We start from the raw sequence: 19,079 nt of genomic DNA, 5'->3' as shown, positions 1-19,079 counted from the left end.
GGCGCAGGAAAATCAGGACATTCCTTTCGAGCACGTGGTGGAGCAGATCAATCCAGCACGAAGTCTTGCGTACAGTCCGCTGTTTCAGGTGATGTTCGCATGGGAAAACGACGACGGCCTCCTGCTCGACTTTCCTGGCTTGAGCGAAGTGTCGTCGGTTGAAATTGCCCATCAGTCGGCGCAGTTCGACCTCATTCTCACGATGAGGGAAACGCGCGCAGGCCTCAAAGGCGAGCTGGAATATTCAACGGCGCTGTTCGAGCGGGAAACCGTGGAACGGATGATCGGGTATTTCCGGACGCTGCTTGCGGGCATGACGCTCAACGATGCCAGGCCCGTTGCGGACATTTCCATTCTTTCCGAGGCTGAGCACCACACCGTGGTGCAGGCATGGAACGCAAGTGATCTTCCTCCCGTCGACGAAATTTGCATTCATGAGCTGTTTGAGCAGCAAGTGCGCAAGACACCCGATGCCATGGCTGCGGTGTACAAGGATCAGGCGCTTACCTATGCGGCCCTGAATGCACGGGCCAATCGGCTGGCGCATCGACTTCGCGCGCTGGGCGTGAGGCCAAACAGCCTGGTGGCGATCTGCGCGGAGCGAAGCCTCGAGATGGTCGTGGCGCCGCTGGCGGTGCTCAAAGCGGGTGGCGCGTATGTTCCGCTCGATCCCGCGCTTCCCGTAGAGCGCCTGCGCCACATGCTGGCCGACAGTGCGCCTGCCGCGCTGCTGACGCTGGGAGATACGCCCGCAGGCCTGGAGGCCGAGCTGGCCGCTGGCCTTCGCGTACTGGACTTGTCCCTCTCTTACCCAGACCAGCCTGATGCGAACCTCGACCCAGTCGAGATCGGCCTGACGCCGCACGACCTGGCCTACGTGATCTACACGTCGGGTTCAACGGGCAAGCCCAAGGGCGTGATGATCGAACATCGCAACCTTGTCGCTTCGACGCGCGCCAGGCACGCCGCCTATGGGAACACAGGGCGTTTTCTGCTGGTTTCACCCATCTATTTCGACAGTTCGGTGGCGGGAATCTTCGGCACGCTCACCAACGGGGGCACGCTTGTCGTGGCGGACCAGTCGGCGATACGCGACCCCTCGCAACTTGACGAGGTTCTTCATCACCAAAAGATCGACACGCTTCTGTGTGTTCCCTCGCTCTATGGAAATTACCTCGAATTCCAGGGTCCCCGGCATCAAGATACGACCCTGGGCAAGGTGATCGTCGCGGGTGAAGCCTGCTCTGCGGTACTGGTGGCGAAGTCGGCCATACAGCAACCACGGGTCGCTCTGTTCAATGAATACGGGCCGACCGAAGGTACCGTTTGGGCCACGATGCATCCGTGCCAGGCGAGCGACACGGCCGCCAACGTACCCATTGGCCGACCGATCGCCAGTGCGCGGATATACATCCTCGATGCGCATCAAAAGCCCGTGCCCGTGGGCGTGGCTGGTCAAATTCACATCGGTGGCGCCGGCGTGGCGCGCGGCTATCTGAATCGCCCCGAGCTGACCGTGGAACAATTCGTCGTCGATCCGTTCGGCGACGATCCTGCGGCGCGGATGTACAAGACGGGCGACATGGGTCGATGGCTTCCCGACGGCACCGTCGAGTTCATGGGTCGCAACGATTTCCAGGTGAAGATCCGCGGATTCCGCATTGAGCTTGGCGAAGTCCAGACAAGGCTGCTGGAGCATCCTGCTGTCCGGGAGGCCGCCGTTGTCGCCCGCGAGGGCAGGGCGGGCGAACCGCAGTTGGTGGCTTACGTGGTAGCGGGCGGAGAATTCGCTGCCGAGGAATGGCGCAATCACCTCTCGCGTCGATTGCCCGAATACATGGTGCCTGCGGCCTATGTGCATCTGCAGGCGCTGCCGTTGACGCCCAACGGCAAGCTTAACCTGCGGGCTCTTCCGGCGCCGGAGGCGAATGCGTACGCCACCAGCGAATACGAGGCCCCCGTTGGTGAGATCGAAACCATCATTGCATCCATTTGGTCGTCGCTTCTCAAAGTGGAGACCATTGGGCGCCGCGACAACTTTTTTGCCTTGGGCGGTCACTCGCTGCTGATCGTGCAGGTGATCTCGCGGTTGCGCACGGCGCTGAACGTCGACGTGCCATTGAACGCACTCTTCTCCGCCCCGGTACTGGCCGACTTCGCGCTACGGGTGGCGAGCGCTGCCCCGGATCGCCTTCCGCCGGTGACAAAGGCGGATCGTCACGGCAAACTCCCGCTCTCGTACGCTCAGCGGCGCCTGTGGTTTCTGGCGCAGATGGAAGGCGCAAGTGCGGCTTATCACATCTCCTACGAATTGAGGTTGCAGGGCGCGCTCGACAGGCAGGCACTACGCAATGCGCTGGATCGAATCATTGCGCGGCACGAAGCGCTGCGCACGACGTTCCCCTTGCTTGACGGTGAACCGGTCCAGCACATCGAATCGATGGACGAGCATCGCTTTCCATTGGCCGAAAGCGACGCTACGACGCCGGACGAGATAGTCAGGCTGGCAAAGGAAGAAGAACTCACTTGCTTCGATCTGGAGCGGGAGCTTCCGGTTCGCGGACGACTGCTGCGCGAAGCGGACGATCTCCACACGCTCCTGATCACGATGCATCACATCGTCTCGGACGGATGGTCGATGGGTATATTCGCCCAGGAACTGAGCTCGCTCTATAACGCATACGTCAAGGACCAGCCCGATCCGCTGCCCGCCTTGGCAGTGCAGTACGCCGACTATGCGGTCTGGCAGGAAGCCTGTATTTCGGACCGCTTGCTGGAGGCCCAGGCGGCCCATTGGAAAAACGCACTCGCCGGCGCGCCGGAACTCCTTTCCTTTCCGATCGATCATCCACGGCCACCGGAGCAGAACTACGCGGGCCGCACCATGTCGTTCGCGCTGGACGAGGCACTTACGGAATCGTTGCGTGAGTTGAGTGCCCGCCATGGCACCACCATGTTCATGACGCTGCTGGCTGGCTGGGCGATCCTGTTGTCCCGGTTTTCCGGGCAGGACGATGTGGTCGTGGGCACGCCGACAGCAAACCGTGGACGTGCGGAAACCGAAGGACTCATCGGCTTTTTCGTCAACACGCTGGCATTGCGGCTCAATCTCGCGGGTGATCCGACGGTTGCCCAATGCCTGCGATGGGTCAAGGCGCGCACGCTGGAGGCCCAGGAAAATCAGGACCTGCCTTTCGAACAGGTCGTTGAACAAGCGAACCCGACGCGATCCCTCGCGTACAACCCACTTTTCCAGGTCATGTTCACCTGGGAAAAGGACGGCAAGGAGGTTCTGGAATTTTCAGGCCTCCGCCCGGCGCCACGCCGGCACACGGATTACCTCGTTTCCAAATTCGACCTGACGTTGTCGATCAAGGAATCCGAAGCCGGGATGGTCGCGAGTCTCGAGTACGCGACGAGCCTGTTCGAACCGGCGACGATAGAACGCATCGCCAGCTGCTATCGAGCACTGCTGGAAGGAATGGCTGCGGACGATGGCTCGGGCGTTACGCGTATTCCGATGCTGTCCGGGAATGCGCGCGCCCTGGTCGTGGAGACATGGAATGCAACGGACGCGCCTTACCCTCGCGACCGGTGCATCCATGAGCTGTTCGAAGATCAGGCCAGGCGTGTTCCGGCCGCTGCCGCGCTGGAGTTTGGCAAGGCATCGCTGAGCTACGCGGAGTTGAACCTTGCCGCGAACAAGGTGGCGCGTCGGTTGCGCGCCCTGGGCGTGAAACCCGACGACCGCGTGGCCGTCTGCATCGAGCGCGGCTTCGAGATGGTGGTCGCGGTGCTTGGCATCCTCAAGGCCGGCGGCGCCTACGTGCCGATCGATCCTCACTACCCCCGGCAGCGCCAGCGTTACATCGTGGAAGACAGTGCACCCGTGATGCTGCTGGTGAAGGGTGCATGCCCTGACATCGCGGGCAACGTGCCGGTGATGGATCTCGACACGGTGCAAGAGTGTGCCGCGACCGATCTGCCCATCGCCGATGTCGGGCTCTCGTCGACGAACCTCGCTTACGTGATCTACACGTCCGGGTCCACGGGAAACCCCAAGGGCGTGATGGTGGAACACCGCAATGCCTGCCATCTGGCCGCCGCGCAGATCTCACATTTCGAGACAGGGCAGGGTAGCCGGGTCCTGCAATTTGCGTCTTTCAGTTTCGATGCCTGTGTTTTCGAAATGCTCCTCGCGTTTTGCAGCGGAGCGACGCTCGTCATTCCGGCATCAGATATCCCGCTGACCGCGGAAAGCCTGATCCAGACCATCCATGCGGCTGGCGTTACGCACGCGCTCCTTCCGCCCGCCGTGCTGGCTGCCATGCCGGCAGAGGAAAATCTCGAGACGCTCCAGCTGCTCGTTGTTGGTGGCGACACGCTGACGGAGGACGTTGCCCGCCGGTGGGCTGCAGGGAGGCGCCTGGTCAACGCGTATGGGCCCACGGAGATAACCGTGGTCGCTTCCCTTTATGCCTGCCCATCCGACGTCATCGGCTCACCGCCGATAGGCCGCCCGATGTTGAATACGCGCATCTACATCCTCGATGCACACCAGCAGCCAGTGCCCGTCGGCGTCGCCGGCGAGTTGTACATCGGCGGCGCGGGCGTGGCGCGGGGGTATCTGAATCGGGCGGAGCTGACCGCCGAGCGCTTTGTCGACGACCCGTTCAACAGCGAACCGAACGCGCGGATGTACCGGACCGGCGATCTGGCCCGCTGGCGTCAGGACGGCATCATCGACTTCCTCGGGCGCAACGATTTCCAGGTGAAGATTCGCGGCTTCCGCATCGAGCTCGGTGAAGTCGAAGCCCGGCTGCGCGAATATCTCCACGTGTCAGAAGCGGCCGTGCTGGCGCGCGAGGACGTGCCTGGCGATAAGCGTCTCGTTGCGTACTATGTCGGCGCGACGGAGCTGAAAGCCGACGCACTCAGGGACCATCTGTCCGAACGTTTGCCCGGCTACATGATTCCCGTGGCCTTCATTCGAATGGACGCGTTGCCGCTCGATCCCAACGGCAAGCTGGACCGGAAAGCTTTGCTCGCACCGGAAGGAAACGATTACGCCTCACGCGAATACGAAGCCCCTCGGGGCAAGTTCGAAACGGTCATCGCGGGCATCTGGTCGGAGCTCCTGAAGGTCGAGCGGATCGGAAGGCACGATGGCTTCTTCGAGCTGGGCGGGCATTCCCTCCTGACCGCCAGGCTCATGTCGCGGCTGCGTGACAAGCTCCATGTCGATGTGCCCATCAGCGCTATTTTTGCCCGACCGACGCTCGCGGAATTTGCCGCCTTCGTGGCCGAGGCGGCGCCCGCCCAGCTTCCCGCCGTGACGAGAATCGATCGCGGGGAGCTGCTGCCTACGTCCTTTGCGCAGCGTCGGCAGTGGTTCCTGGCGCAGATGGATGGCGCAGCCGCGGCCTACCACGTGCCCTACGGATTGAAACTTCGAGGCTCCCTCGATGTACGGGCGCTCCATCGCGCACTCGAACGCATCGTGGCGCGTCACGAGTCGCTTCGCACCACGTTCGTCCATATCGATGGAGAGCCGAAACAGYGGATTGCACCCGCAAGCGAGAACGCGTTCGCGCTGGTGGAAAGAACGGCGGCGAGCCCRGAAGAAGCCGTTCGCCTGGCAGACGCCGACATTGCCGCTCCCTTCGACCTCGAACATGGTCCGCTGATTCGCGGCCTGCTGATACGCGAGGCGGACGATTGCCATGCACTCCTCATCACCATGCATCACATCGTCTCCGACGGCTGGTCGATGGGTGTGTTCGTCGGTGAACTTGGCAAGCTCTACGAAGCGTACGCGAAGGGCGAAGACGATCCGCTCCCGCCATTGGAGCTGCACTACACCGATTACGCGGTGTGGCAGCGGCAGTGGCTGTCGGGCGAGCTGCTGAAGAAGCAGGAGGCGTACTGGAAAACGTCCCTGCTCGGCGCACCGGAACTCGTGACGCTGCCGATCGATCACCCGCGACCGGCAGAGCAGAGCTACGCGGGCGGAACCGTGCCGCTGGTGGTGAATGGCACGGTGACCAAGGCCTTGAAGGCCTTGGGCCTGCGTCACGGGACGACGCCCTTCATGACGCTGCTTGCCGGCTGGGCAGCTCTCCTTTCCCGGCTCTCCGGGCAGGACGATGTTGTCATAGGCACGCCAGCAGCCAATCGCGGTCGCGCGGAGATCGAAGGCCTTATCGGCTTCTTCGTGAACACCCTCGCGCTGCGGTTGGATCTCTCGGGCGATCCTACCGTCGCTGGATTTCTGGAAAGGGTGAAGGTCTGTTCGCTGGGTGCGCAGGAGAACCAGGACCTGCCGTTCGAGCAGGTGGTGGAGTTGCTGAACCCCGTTCGCAATGTCGCGCACAGCCCGCTGTTCCAGGTCGCGTTTTCCTGGGAAGACGATGTTGGGCTACGCCCCCATCTGCCGGGTGTGACGTGCGAGCCCTTCGATGGCACGAGCTACAACGTCGCGAAGTTCGACCTGTCCCTAACGCTGCGCGAGTCCCATGGTGAGTTCGAAGGCGCACTGGAATATTCGACCGCACTGTTCGCGCACGAGACCGTCGAGCGGATAGCCGGCTACTACCAGGCACTTCTGGAAGGCATGGTTTCGGGCGATGCGCAAGCCATCGGCTCCATCCCCATGCTTGCGGAGACCGAGCAAAGGCTAGTCACGCAAACGTGGAATGCCACGGAACAACCGTATCCGAGCACCCGCTGCGTGCACGAGCTCTTTGAAGACCAGGTGTCGCGCACGCCGGAAGCCACGGCAATCGCGTTCAACGGACAGAGCCTTACCTACGCGGAACTCAACCGCAGGGCGAATCGACTTGCCCATCAGCTCAGATCGATGGGCGTCAAGCCGGACGACCGCGTGGCGATCTGTCTGGAACGGAGCCTGGACATGCTGGTGGGGCTCATGGGCGTGCTCAAGTCCGGCGCTGCCTATGTGGCGATGGACCCGACCTACCCGGAGCAACAGCTCAGGCACATCCTCGCCGACAGCGCGCCAATGGCGCTGCTGACGCTGGGCGATCTGCCGGAGTCGGTGGCGGGCGCGGTGACTGATGGAACTCCCGTGCTCGACCTGGCCCTGGCCTTTGCGGATCAACCCGACACGAATCCTGAAACAAGCGGAGCGGGGCTCGACGCGTCGCGGCTGGCCTACGTGATCTATACGTCCGGATCCACGGGGACGCCCAAGGGCGTCATGGTCGAGCATCGCAATGTCATCAATCTATTGGCCGATTGCCTGCGCCGGTTCGCCGACGTCGGAACGACCAAGCCTTTGCATGCGTCACTGTGGACGAGTTTCAGCTTCGACGTTTCGGTGTTCGAGCTGTTCGTCCCGCTGTCTGTCGGTGCGACGGTGAATATCGTACCCGACGATATTCGAGGCGAGCCGACGCGCTTGTTCGATTGGTTCGCAGAGCATCACATCAGCTTCGCCTATCTGCCGCCGTTCTTTGTGCGCCAGTTGGATGAGCTCATGGCGAGCTCCGGAACGGCACTCCCCTTCGACTATCTTTTGGTGGGTGTCGAACCGCTGCTTGAATCCCAGTTGTACCGGATTCAATCAGCGAAGCCGGGGCAGGGCATAAGGATCGTCAACGGCTACGGTCCCACCGAAGCCACTGTGTTCTCCAGCGCCTATGCACCGATGAAGGATCTCCATCGCAACGCACCGATTGGTCGGCCCATTGCCAACACGCAGACATATATTCTCGATGCACACCGCCAGCCGGTGCCTGTGGGCGTGGCCGGCGAGCTCTACATCGGCGGGGCAGGTGTGGCGCGCGGCTACGTCAACCGTCCCGAACTGACGGCCGAACGTTTCGTGCCCGATCCGTTCGGAGGCGCGATGGGTGCGCGCATGTACCGTACCGGTGATCTCGCTCGCTGGATGCCTGATGGCAACATTGAGTTTCTTGGACGCAACGACCATCAGGTGAAGTTCCGCGGTTTCCGCATCGAGCTGGGCGAGATCGAAACCAAGCTGACCGAACATGCGGGAATTCGGGAGGCTGTCGTGCTTGCGCGCGAGGACGCTGCCGGTGACAAGGCCCTCGTTGCCTACTATGTCGGGCCGGAAGCCTTCAAGGCAGAGGAGCTCAGGGCCCACCTCTCCACCAGCCTGCCCAAGCACATGGTTCCCCAGGCATTCGTCTGGATGGAGGCGCTTCCCTTGCTGGCCAATGGGAAGCTCGATCGCAAGTCGCTGCCTGCTCCCGATCTTGCGCCTGTGCGTGCGGAGTCCGACTTCGTGGCGCCACGAAACGAACTCGAGGCCCGTATTGCGCAGATATGGTCCGAGGTTCTCGGCATTCCGAAGATTGGCATCGACGACAATTTCTTCGACCTCGGCGGCGAGTCCTTCAAGGCGTTTCGCGTGGTCGGGCGGATCGGCCATGGCATCGGCGTAACGGAGCTTTTCAAATACCCCACCGTGCGGCAACTCGCCGAACGTATCGCCGGGGGAAGGGCGACGTCCGATGGATTGCTGCACGAACTCACCCGACCCATTCCCGCGGAGCAGAAGACACTCACGCTCATCTGCATTCCGTTCCCCGGTGGCGGGCCGATCTCGTATCAACCACTGGCCAAGGCCATGCCGCACGGCTGCAAGGTGTTGGCCTTGGAAATACCGGGCCACGATTTCGGTCGACGCGATGAGCAGACATTGCCCATCGACGAGATCGCCCGGCGATGCGCCGAGGAAATACGCCGCGACGTCACCGGCCCCATCGCCTTCTACGGGCATTGCGCCGGCGGCGCGTTGACGATCGCCATCGCGGCAGAGCTGGAAAAAGCAGGCGTGGAGATCTCCCGGCTTTTCATCGGCGGCCATTTCCCGACACCGCACCTGGCCGGAAAGGTATTCGAGTTTCTCCGCAAGGTGTTCCCAATCCACAAGTGGAGCTCCAACCGTTCCGCCTTCGACCTGCTCAAGTCCTTCGGCTTTTTCGATGAGATCACCGACAAGGAGCAGCAGGACTTTGTAATGGGCCACTTCGTGCGCGAGCACCAGGAGATCGAGGACTTCTACACCGCGCTTTACAACGCGCCCTTCCCGAAACTCAAAGCGCCGTTGACCAGCGTGATCGGCGAGATGGACCGCGCCACCACCCTGTATCAGGAACGCCACCGTGAGTGGGAATACTTCAGCGTCTCCGTCGATTTTGCGGTGATTCCGAAGGCCGGCCACTATTTCATCAAGCATCAGGCCGGTGATCTGGCGGCGATCATCGAGGCGGGGATTGTCCGCCGGCACGATGAGTCCGTCTCGCTGCCGGAACCCGTCGCCGAGACGGCGATCAACGAAACGTCCGCCCGCACCGAAAAGCTCACCGCCAAGCCGAGCCTGAAGACCTTCTTCACCGTCGCCATCGGCGAGATCATCTCCGTGATCGGCAGCACGCTGACGTCGTTCGCTTTAGGGGTGTGGGTCTATCAACAGACCGGACGTGTTTCAAGCTACGCCTTGATGATGGTCTTCATCATTCTCCCGGCGATCGCGCTTGCTCCCATCGCGGGAACCCTTGCCGATCGTATCGACAGAAAGAAGATCATGATCGCGAACAACTGCCTCGCCGGACTTTCCACGGCAACCGCGGCGGCCCTGATCTGGACCGGTAGCCTGCATATCTGGCAGGTGTACGTCATTGCTGGCGTCACTGCCGTGGCAAACGCCTTCCGGCTACCCGCTTACATGTCGGTGGTCACCCAGATCGTTCCGAAGCGCTATTACGGCAAGGCCAACGGTTTCGTGCAACTCGGTACCGGGTTGGGCGCTTTCCTCGGGCCGGCTTTGGCGGGTGCGTTGATGGGCCTGATTGGCCTGCACGGCATCGTCGTGACCGACTTTGTAACCTTCCTGATCGCCGTCTCGGCACTTCTTTCCGTGCGCCTTCCCGACAGCCTGTTCGAGCGGCGTGAGGAGCCGTTCTTCAAGGAAATGATCGGAGGCTGGCGCTACATCATCAAGCGCCACAGTCTGGTCGCGATGATCCTGATGACCACCATCGCCAACTTCGTCGCGGGGCTCATCGAATCGCTGGTGACACCACTGGTGCTCGCTTCAGGTGGTCCGGCGTCACTGGGCATCGTCATGGCCGCGAATGGCGCGGGGATACTCGCCGGCAGCACCGTGATGAGCATCTGGGGCGGCACGCGACGCCGAATCGATGGCGCCTTGGGAAGCGTGCTGCTTTCCGGATTGTGCATCGCCATCGCGGGCGCCAATCCCGCCATGTTGATCCAGGCGCTGGGCATGTTCGGTTTCGGCTTTGCACTGGCACTGGCAAACGCGCATTGGATCTCCACGATTCAGGCCAAGGTGGGCCAGGAGCTTCAGGGCCGCGTGATGGCCACCAACTTCATGTTGATGGAAGCAACGGTGCCGCTCGGCTATCTGGCGGCCGGACCGTTGGCCGATCGCATCTTCGAGCCACTGATGGTGAAGGGCGGTGCATGGGCTTCGACCTTTGGCATGATCGGCATCGGTCCGGGACGTGGCATCGGGCTCATCCTGATGCTCTCGGGTGCCTTCGTGGTTGTATGGAGCATGGCAGCCTATTCGTATCGACCGATCCGGTGCCTTGAAGACATTCTCCCCGACGCGATTGCAGACGACGTCATCGAAGCTGAAAAGGACAAGATTCAGGCAAAGGCAGACCAGGCGCTGAACTCCCTGCGGCGCTCTTGAGAAGGCTTTTGTTGCAGCGGCGTACGCGCCACCTCAAGAAGGGCCTCGACAGGCGATTAATGCGCGCCTGCCGAGGCAACGGCACAGCGCAAATCAGATATCTTCGCGCACCTTCTTTTCGCCCGCGTTTATACGCAGCGTCAGGCGATTCTCGGGCATTGCTATAGGGCAATTCGGGAACGGAATGAACGCGCAAGGAGGATTGACGGCCTTGTTAAAATCCAAGACGATTTTTCCATCTTTGGCCGCAGGGGTCAGCAAGAAGCGCGCGCCGCCATAAGTCTCCTTCCCCGAAGTGCGGTCCGCAAAGACAAACAATACCTCGTCGTCCGACTCCATATAGGGCATGAGTTCGTAACGCTTTCCATCTCGAAAGAATACCGCCTTGCTCTTGATCTGGACTTTTTGAACGGAGCCTTGTATGTAAGCCACGTCGACTTCGCGAGGCTCTTTCAGAGGCTCCCAATCCGCAGTGATTTTCCAGCCGGAGTCGATCGGGAAATAATCGAGGCCTTTAAAATTGACGAGCTTTGGAGCCTGGGTGTCGGTAACAATGAGCCGTTTTTCACCTTTGTTATAGTCGCCCTCGTAGGAATAAATTTTCAGCGTTTCCGTACTGGCATGGATCGTCGTAGGCGTCTTGCTGCCTTTCACGGGATCCAGCTGCAAAGTTCCATCGGGAAAAAAATACAAACCATTTATATGAAATGGTTCGATGCTGCCTTGCCCTGAAGGCGAGTGATCGATCGTGGCATGGCTGCCATTCACCAATGCCAGACTAATAGAGCCATTGTCAGCATAAGTAAGGTCGCCGAGATGCGACGGGCCCGATGGCAACACAATGTCTTGGTCCGCCCCTGATCCAATGCGGCTTGTACCTGGTCGCACAACTTCAGAGTTGGTAACACTAAGCCAGCTTTGAGGGGACTTCAGCTTTTCAATCCGTTGTTGCTGCCACTGCTGGATCTCCAGCTGATAGCTATCGACGGCAGCTTGCGCAACTCCACTCGTTGCACAGACTGTTGCCAAAGCAATTAAGCACGACGAAAACTTACGCATCATATTCACGAGCCTTTGCGTTCTTGATTGTGAAAACACGGGCGTGTCAGCTAAGCAATCAGCCTCCACGCGCATGTGCTGCCGCTTTTTCGGTCCGGCCTTATGGCGTAAAGGCAAGCGCAGTCCGAAGGAAAGTGCAGGCCGCGTTGCTCACGCCATAAGTGAGATGAGTTCGGCAGTGGAGGCCGACGGTTACACATCGAGGCTTACCGTGCTTAGTTAACATTCATTTTGTTGACCCTTGATCGAGGCGAAGGCGACGAATTCGAAATTGCCGTACGACCTTACCTCCGCGCCTCCATCGCTATCGGAGCGAAGGTTCGCAGGGCAAGACAAGCGCTCGGGCATGCTTCAGCCGTTGCGCATTGCCTACATTCAGGCCAAGAAGCCAGCGCGGCATTCGCATTCCCTCAGCGGAGCCAGCCGCACATATCGATTCTTCATCGATCACCACTCTTCACCAAGGCTCTTGGCCGACACCTGCCGCCAAGAGCTTTTCGACTGGCTGGCTCAATCCACCGCAGCAGCCTGGCCAAGGCTGTAGCCAAGAAAGCGTGTTACCGGCCGGTAGCCCATGCGCTGGTACACCGCAAACCCGGCCTGAGTGGCGTGCAAGCTGGTCTGCCGCAAGCCCGAGGCGTGGTGGGCAACCTCCAGGACGTGGCGCACGATGGCTTCGCCAAAACCGAGACGTTGCGCCTCAGGGTGGGTCGCCACGAGCGCCAGGTAGAGTTCGCCATTGCTTTCGATCACCGATGCGGTCGAAACCGGTTTGCCTTGGTGAAAAGCGACATAGGAATGGGAACGCTCCGTCCACAGCGGCATGCTTTGCCGGAAGGCCGCGAAGTACGAACCGGATGCCGCCGCGTAAGCCGCTTCGTTGACCGCGGTGAAGTGGTTGAGGGCTTGCTCGCTACCGACGCGCTCGAAGTGCAGGCCGTGGTGTTCGGTCGCTTGCGCGAACGGCAAAAGTCCACCCGTCATGCCTGTCGCGTTGAGCACGGGAGCCAGGCCGGCGTCTGCGATGGCGGCCTCCAAGTCTGATCGCGCGGCTTCCGCGACGTAGTCTTCGCAAAGCAGGAACAATCCAGGTTGCGCCTTCAGGCGCATGTATTGCGCCACGGTGCGGAGACGCTGCCGGAGTACATCGGTGTCCGCGATACCTTCGTTGAGATACACCGCGTTGAAAAATATGAGATCGCTGCACGTCCAGCGCACGGCTATGCCGTCCTTGTCGAAGACTTCGCTGTCCGGTATGGCGCTGCACACGAACGTGCTGAGGGCGATGAATTGATCGTTGGATTTGATGGTGTCGGGTTTGGACATGGGGTACGTCTTTGCGATCACGGAAAGGGCAAGTTGCAGGCGCGCGGTGTCAGCTCAGCACGGTTCGACAGCCGGCGACCGGAGAGGGGGACGTTTGCGCAGGAAGATGGCGTAGCTGATCGCGCCCACGGCAAGCCAGCACAAGCCGATTTCCCAGGCGGCCCGTTCCATGTAGTACAGAACGTAGGCCAGGATGGCGAAGCCCATGGCCGGGCATACCAGATGTCGAAAGTAAGCGCGGGAACCTCGCCGCCCCACGAAGTGAACCACCACCGTGACATGGAGAATGAGGAAGCCCGTAATGGCGCCGAAATTGATCAGGATGGCGATCACATCGAAGTGGTTGAGGAAGACCATCGAAATGGCGATGGACGCTGCCGCCACAAACAGCAGGCTGCCGTAGGGAGTCTTGAACTTCGGGTGCACCGTGGCCATGAACGCAGGCATCCGCCCGTCGCGGGCCATGGCGAACAACAGCCTGGAAATGGAGGCCTGCACCACGCCCGCCGAAGTAAGGCCGAACATCACCGCGCACAAACAAGCTGTGAGCGAGCCGAAAGCCTTGCCGCCGGCGATCGCGGCCACTTCATACATTGCCGTATCGGGTGAGGCGAAGCTCCTGCCGTTGGCAAGGTCGGTCGCGATCCAGGTCTGAGCGACGAACAGCACGGCGGCGAGCAGCAGCGAGGCAATCGTGGCTCGGCCGACGATGCGCCGGCTATCTCCCCGCACCTCTTCGGCGAGGGTGGAGATCGCATCGAACCCCAGGAACGAAGTAGCGGACAGCGACACAGCCGCGAAGACCAGGCCGACACTGAAGGCCTCGGGGCGGTACAACGGTTTCATCGTTAAATGTCCCGCGCCAGCTCCGTGAGAAAGCGCATACGCACCCAACACGAGGAAAACCGCCAGGAGCGCCAACTGCACCGCAAGGAGTATCTTGTTCATCGCCGCGGTCACCTCCACGCCGATGAAATTGACCACAGTGCCGATGGCGATGAAGCCCACCACCATGCTCCAGCGCGGTATCGAGGGCACGATGTCATGCAATGCATTGGCGGCGGCCAGGTAGACCACGGCGGGCATCAGCAGGTAATCGAGAACAAGCATCCAGCCGGCCACGAAACCGGTCTTCTCACCGATGGCCCGACGTGCATAGGCGTAGACCGAGCCTGCCAACGGAAAATCGGCAGACAGCAGCTTATAGCTGTACGCGGTGAACGACATTGCCAGCGCGCCGACGATGTAGGCCAGCACCGCCATGCCCTTAGAGACGCTGGACAAGTAGCCATAGATGGCGAAGGGAGCGAGCGGGCCGATAAAGATCAGGCCATGGATGAGCAGGTCGGCGAAGCTTAGAGAGCGATTTAGATCAATAGGGAAGGATCCCGCCGGTTGCACAGGGGCGGGGAACAGGGCGTCTGGTTTCTGCATGTACTGCTCGTTGGCGTGAGGTTTTGAGTGTGGATCGCGTTGTCCCGAACCAGCGCCGGGCGACGACGCGTCGTCACCTGCAGCCTGGCGGGCAGGGCGCCGTTTGATCAGCCAGGCGCCTATCCGGATCTCATTCTTATAGTTCGGTCATGCTTCAAATGGCTAAGGCATCAGATGACCATGAATGGCCTTCGAGTCGCAGCAGGCCCGCTACAAAGCGCTCCTATGGATAGATCACGTCAGCGTGAGTGCCACGAATCAAACTTTTGGTTCATGCGCATTTTTTTGCGTCCCATGTGCTCTTTTCTCCATCGCCGCCGGTGCCCCATATCAAAACGAGCTCTCTGAGCGGACAGGGCATTGGCGCTTGCAATGGTCGCCGATGGGAGCCCTGCACGGACCTTACTTTCTTATCAGCGGGCACGCGTGCAGAGCCATGTGTCTCGCCTTCGGTAAGGTCGGCGTCTACAACCGATCGCGCGCCGATACAGATACAGGTCGTGCAGTCCAAGAGCAGGTAGGCGGGCAAGTGCGTGCATGAACATGCGCGCAAGGGCAGCCACGGGGCGAAGTCGGCTAGGCTCCGGGATAGCTCCTTCGGATAGCAGTGAAGCTGTTCGCTTCGACGCCTCTTTCGCTACGCCATGAATATGTCCTCACCGAAAGTGGCAAGGAATTTCGCACGGCATTGCTAATCCTCCATGCGGACGATGCYAGTGCCGCGGTGGCCATCTTCCGGGCCCTGGGTGGCGGTTGGCCGAGAAGCACCGTTGTGCCCGAGGCGGACAAGAAGGAGATTGCCTCCCTCAATTCATGGCAACACGTTCGGCAGGGTGCCGGCGTTCTCAAGCACTAGACTGGCGTAGCAGGCTACTCGTGGAACTAACGAGGGGCAGTTTTGGTTGGGACGTATTGCATCGTCCACCTTGGTTCGGTACCCGTCGTGTATTCGTTTCCAATCCACGGCGTGCCGCAAATGTGAAGATAGGCATACGGGGTGCCGGCGAACATGATCCAGGCGCCGGCATCTCGGACAGTCGTGGGCAGGCCGCAGTGCTTGGCATCAAAGGGCCAAAGCACCATCCAGTGCGGCCCAATGGGAATGGCCGGACTGGTCTTGTCGAGGACGGAATCGTTGCTGTGCTGCGTGGCTCCGCAGAGCATGTAACAAAGGCCAGGCGTTTTGATGGTAGGGGCAGGGCGGCCCGCTAAAATGTCGTTGAACCACTGCAGAGCCAACGCATCGGCGCACATGGGTGGGTCCCCCACTTTGTTCTCATTGCCCGGCGTGCAGACCCAGCCGTTGCTACCCTGACGAAGCACGGTCATGTTGCCGCGATGATCCATTTCCGCCACGGTTGCATCGCGCGTGATTTGCGCGGGACCGGCGCGCATGGCGCGGGCAATTTTAACCGCTTTTTCGAGCTCAACCTCAGAACTCGAAGGAGCGACCTGGCCTACCAAAGCGACCGCGGCGTTGCTATAGCTTCCAGAGCCGGCGCCATTCTGGGCCGCAGCCCGCCCAGACAATATAGCCATCGCGGAGCCGAAGAAAGCGAGTTGGCCAATCGCTTCACGCCTTGATTTAGAGGCGCATTCGTTATCCATAAGAGCGTCTGGATCGATCATGTTGGCTCCTTATGTGATGGGGCTATCGCAGGGTCTTAACCAACACAGACTTTGCCGCCGCTGCAGAATCGGTCTTTGGGCCGGCGATCGCTCTCTGCGATTGGACAGATCCCTTCATTGCAGCAAGCGAGGCCGTATCGTCCCGCACACACAATTGGCCGCCCCTTCGAACACCATAAACCTTCGGAAATGGCCTGTATTGTCTGAAATGGGACGTGATCAAATCGTCTTGAGCTGGGGACGGAGAACGAACGCTGAGTTGGTGAAAGCGAGTGGCGACAAGAGCAAGCCAGACCTGATGCGTCTTGTTCGAACAATCAGGGCGCGAATGGCTTGGGCGTTCCGTCCTGGCCCGCATAGGAGACTGTGATAGCCACAGGCGCCTAGGATTCCGCAGCGTCCTTGGTCAGCCCGACAAGCTTGCGTTTCGAAAGGTCCGGCTTTGCCCCATAGGCACTCGACCTTGATCCGCCACCACTGCCTGCCTCGCAAGTGGATGCTCTCGGGCAGGCGTTTCGAAGCGCTCCCGTGACACCACGGCCAACGCGTCGACGCTATCGCCAGGGATTGCCTGTCTCAGCCGGTGAGAACGACGCGGGATAGGTTTCCGCCATGGATACTCGCGCCCAACTCCAGAAAGCTCTGAACCGCATTGAGGCCCACCTTCCAGGCCTGCTCGATGCGCACCCCGATCCCGCCGACTTCTGGCCTGCCTTTGCGGGCGAGGCGGACACCGTTCTCGATGGTGCGCCCGCTCACGAGCAGGATTGGGTCGCCGACAGGCTCGAGAGTATGCTCAATTTCCACGGGGCACCCGCCCCATAGGAGCGAACTGGGGCAGTGACATAGCCACCACATTGGGTAGTGCACTGGTGGCCGATAATTGACCTCAATGACACACAAGGACAGGCACTTCCGTACTCAGAAGTAGTTTGTTGGTTTCGCTACCCAGTAGCAGGCGATCCATCCCCGAGCGACCATGGGAACCCATCACAATGAGGTCGCACCTCTGCTCGCGAGCGATACGGTCGATGGCTTCATGCGGGCGATGCGCGTATTCGAACGATCCTTCCCAAAGTACCTTCGCGGCCTCTGCTCGCTGCCTTGTTTGTTCGAGGAAGTAGCCTGCTTTCTCGTTGACTTCCTTCTCGTAGGCATCCTCCGGAAAAATCATCATTTCCGAGAAATAGGGGACTGAGCTGAAGGGTTCCATGGCATGAAACACGAAGACAGTGGCACCCAGCTGCCTTGCCAGGTCGATGCCGAGATCGACGGCGCGCAGTGAAAGATCGGAACCGTCGGTGGGCAACAGAATACGTTTGAACATGACGAATGCTCCGGAGCTGGCATGAGGGAGTGCTTGTTCTCACGGCGCCAGGATCCGAGCCTGGGCAACCGCCGAGATTGCACGCACACTTTGTCTCCTGGCACCCATGGGGTTTTTGACGCCAGTCAATTGCGGCGATGCTGTGGTGCTGATGCCTGAGGCCATCGTCATATCGTCACAAGAGCGCTCGGACCGCCCGGATCGCTGGCCCGTGTTAGCATCGAATCACACGCCCAGACCTTGAGGGACGGGCCATATGCCGCCTGTCGCCGATTTGATCGATATCAGCCAGCTCCGTCGAAGCTGCGCCAGCTGCGGGCTTCAGGAACTGTGTTTGCCTGCAGGTATCAGCGGCGATGATCTCGCCCGCCTGGACGCCACCGTGCGAGACAAGCGCGTTCTTGAACGAGGGCGTGCGCTGTACAGGGCAGGAGACGCCTTTCACTCGCTGTTTGTAGTCCGGTCCGGGACGCTCAAGACCTTCGTGTTGGGTGAGGATGCGACGCAGCAGGTCATCGGTTTTCATTTGCCTGGCGAGATCGTGGGTGTCGATGCTCTTGCCTCCGGTCGCCACGCGAGCCAGGCCGAGGCCCTGGAGAGAACGAGCATCTGTGAGCTGCCTTTCGCGCAGTTGGAGCACGTCACTCGCGAGATTCCGGCACTGCAGCGGCAGCTACTTCGCGTGATCAGTCGCGAAGTGGTTCAGGAGCACCAGCATTTGGTGACTATGGGCCAGCAGCAGGCACAGGTGCGCCTCGCGATCTTTTTGAAAAGCCTGGCAGACCGATATACCGCGCTGCATCGGGATGGCGGCCATCTGATGCTCTCGATGTCCCGCCATGACATTGCCAGCTACCTGGGTCTGGTCGTCGAGACAGTCAGCCGGCTGTTCACGCGATTTGAGGAGGCCGGCATTCTGGAGGTGCGTCGGAAGGCCGTTACGATCCTCCGGCCAGACCTGCTTGACCAGCTGTGCCGCCCTGTCCAGAGCGACTCAGGTTCGAAGAAGGCGCTCCAGCCTGCCGCTAATTGACGTCAGTCAATTTTAGCCTCCCGGCGAGCGCGTAAAACGATAGTGCGCTGGATGCCGAACACGCAACGATCGTGAAGGTCAACGGGACATGGCTGGACGATCTGCATCGCCGGGGTCATCGTCATGTCTACCCAGACTCATTCGCCTGCGGATATCGCCAAGCCGTTCCTGCCGTTCCTTGAAGCACTCGAAGGAGACCACTGGATCGAGCCTCTGAGGGATGGAACCCCCGTGCTCATCCGGCCTCTTGCACAGGAAGATCGGGACCGCGAGCAGGCGTTCATCGAACGCCTTTCTCACAAGGCGCGGCGGATGCGCTTTCTGGGAGATTTCCGGGACGTCGATACCGCGACCCTTGATCGCCTGATGGACATCGACTACCAGGATCGGATGGCCTTTGTGGCGCTCGTACACGAAGACGGCCAGCTACGTGAGATCGGCGTGAGTCGCTATAGCGCAACCAGCGATGCCAGGCACTGCGAGTGTGCCGTCACCGTCGCCGACGATTGGCAGGGAAGGGGCCTGGGTGTCCTGCTCATGCGGCATCTGATCGATAT

Annotated in this window: 10 protein-coding genes; 4 read left to right on the top strand and 6 right to left on the bottom strand. The window is 60.6% G+C overall.

The genetic code is table 11. The features are described 5' to 3' along the window. Positions 1–10,714, top strand: a 10,714-nt coding sequence (locus tag AC1DMG_RS11625) for an amino acid adenylation domain-containing protein (RefSeq protein ID WP_477180537.1), incomplete at its 5' end; no start/stop codon positions are given. A gap of 93 nt (positions 10,715–10,807) precedes the next feature. On the opposite strand, the gene AC1DMG_RS11620 is transcribed toward AC1DMG_RS11625, so the two are convergent. From AC1DMG_RS11620 to AC1DMG_RS11610, 3 genes are all read right to left on the bottom strand, one after another. Beyond that, the gene (locus tag AC1DMG_RS11620) at positions 10,808–11,776 is read right to left on the bottom strand and encodes a DUF1684 domain-containing protein (protein ID WP_477178698.1); all 969 of its coding nucleotides are present in this window, start codon (positions 11,774–11,776) and stop codon (positions 10,808–10,810) included. A gap of 507 nt (positions 11,777–12,283) precedes the next feature. Then, entirely contained in the window at positions 12,284–13,099 is an 816-nt protein-coding gene (locus AC1DMG_RS11615; RefSeq protein ID WP_477178653.1) for a GNAT family N-acetyltransferase, read from the bottom strand. A 54-nt stretch (positions 13,100–13,153) separates the two neighbouring features. After that, the gene (locus tag AC1DMG_RS11610) at positions 13,154–14,533 is read right to left on the bottom strand and encodes an APC family permease (RefSeq protein ID WP_477178652.1); all 1,380 of its coding nucleotides are present in this window, start codon (positions 14,531–14,533) and stop codon (positions 13,154–13,156) included. Between the two features lie 607 nt (positions 14,534–15,140). Between AC1DMG_RS11610 and AC1DMG_RS11605 the strand changes: the two genes are divergently transcribed. Beyond that, complete coding sequence (locus AC1DMG_RS11605) at positions 15,141–15,389, top strand: hypothetical protein (protein ID WP_477180536.1); 249 nt, start codon at positions 15,141–15,143, stop codon at positions 15,387–15,389. 26 nt (positions 15,390–15,415) lie between these two features. On the opposite strand, the gene AC1DMG_RS11600 is transcribed toward AC1DMG_RS11605, so the two are convergent. The 3 genes from AC1DMG_RS11600 to AC1DMG_RS11590 all read right to left on the bottom strand — a co-directional run bounded on the left by AC1DMG_RS11600 (position 15,416) and on the right by AC1DMG_RS11590 (position 17,489). Next, entirely contained in the window at positions 15,416–16,162 is a 747-nt protein-coding gene (locus AC1DMG_RS11600; RefSeq protein WP_477178650.1) for a hypothetical protein, read from the bottom strand. A 576-nt stretch (positions 16,163–16,738) separates the two neighbouring features. Further along, a complete protein-coding gene (locus AC1DMG_RS11595; RefSeq protein ID WP_477164813.1) occupies positions 16,739–16,969 on the bottom strand; it encodes a hypothetical protein in 231 nt (76 codons plus the stop codon). A gap of 82 nt (positions 16,970–17,051) precedes the next feature. Beyond that, complete coding sequence (locus AC1DMG_RS11590) at positions 17,052–17,489, bottom strand: universal stress protein (RefSeq protein ID WP_477164814.1); 438 nt, start codon at positions 17,487–17,489, stop codon at positions 17,052–17,054. Positions 17,490–17,745: 256 nt separating this feature from the next. On the opposite strand from AC1DMG_RS11590, the gene AC1DMG_RS11585 reads away from it, so the two are divergent. Both AC1DMG_RS11585 and AC1DMG_RS11580 read left to right on the top strand, forming a co-directional pair. Next, positions 17,746–18,522, top strand: coding sequence for a helix-turn-helix domain-containing protein (locus AC1DMG_RS11585; RefSeq protein ID WP_477178649.1), 777 nt, complete (start codon positions 17,746–17,748; stop codon positions 18,520–18,522). A 123-nt stretch (positions 18,523–18,645) separates the two neighbouring features. Then, a partial coding sequence (locus AC1DMG_RS11580; RefSeq protein ID WP_477180535.1) for an N-acetyltransferase family protein occupies positions 18,646–19,079 on the top strand: 434 nt, incomplete at its 3' end.

The organism is Dyella sp. 01N36 (assembly GCF_056399745.1).
Note: the sequence above shows the minus strand (reverse complement) of the source record. Positions and strands in the feature narration are given on the sequence as shown.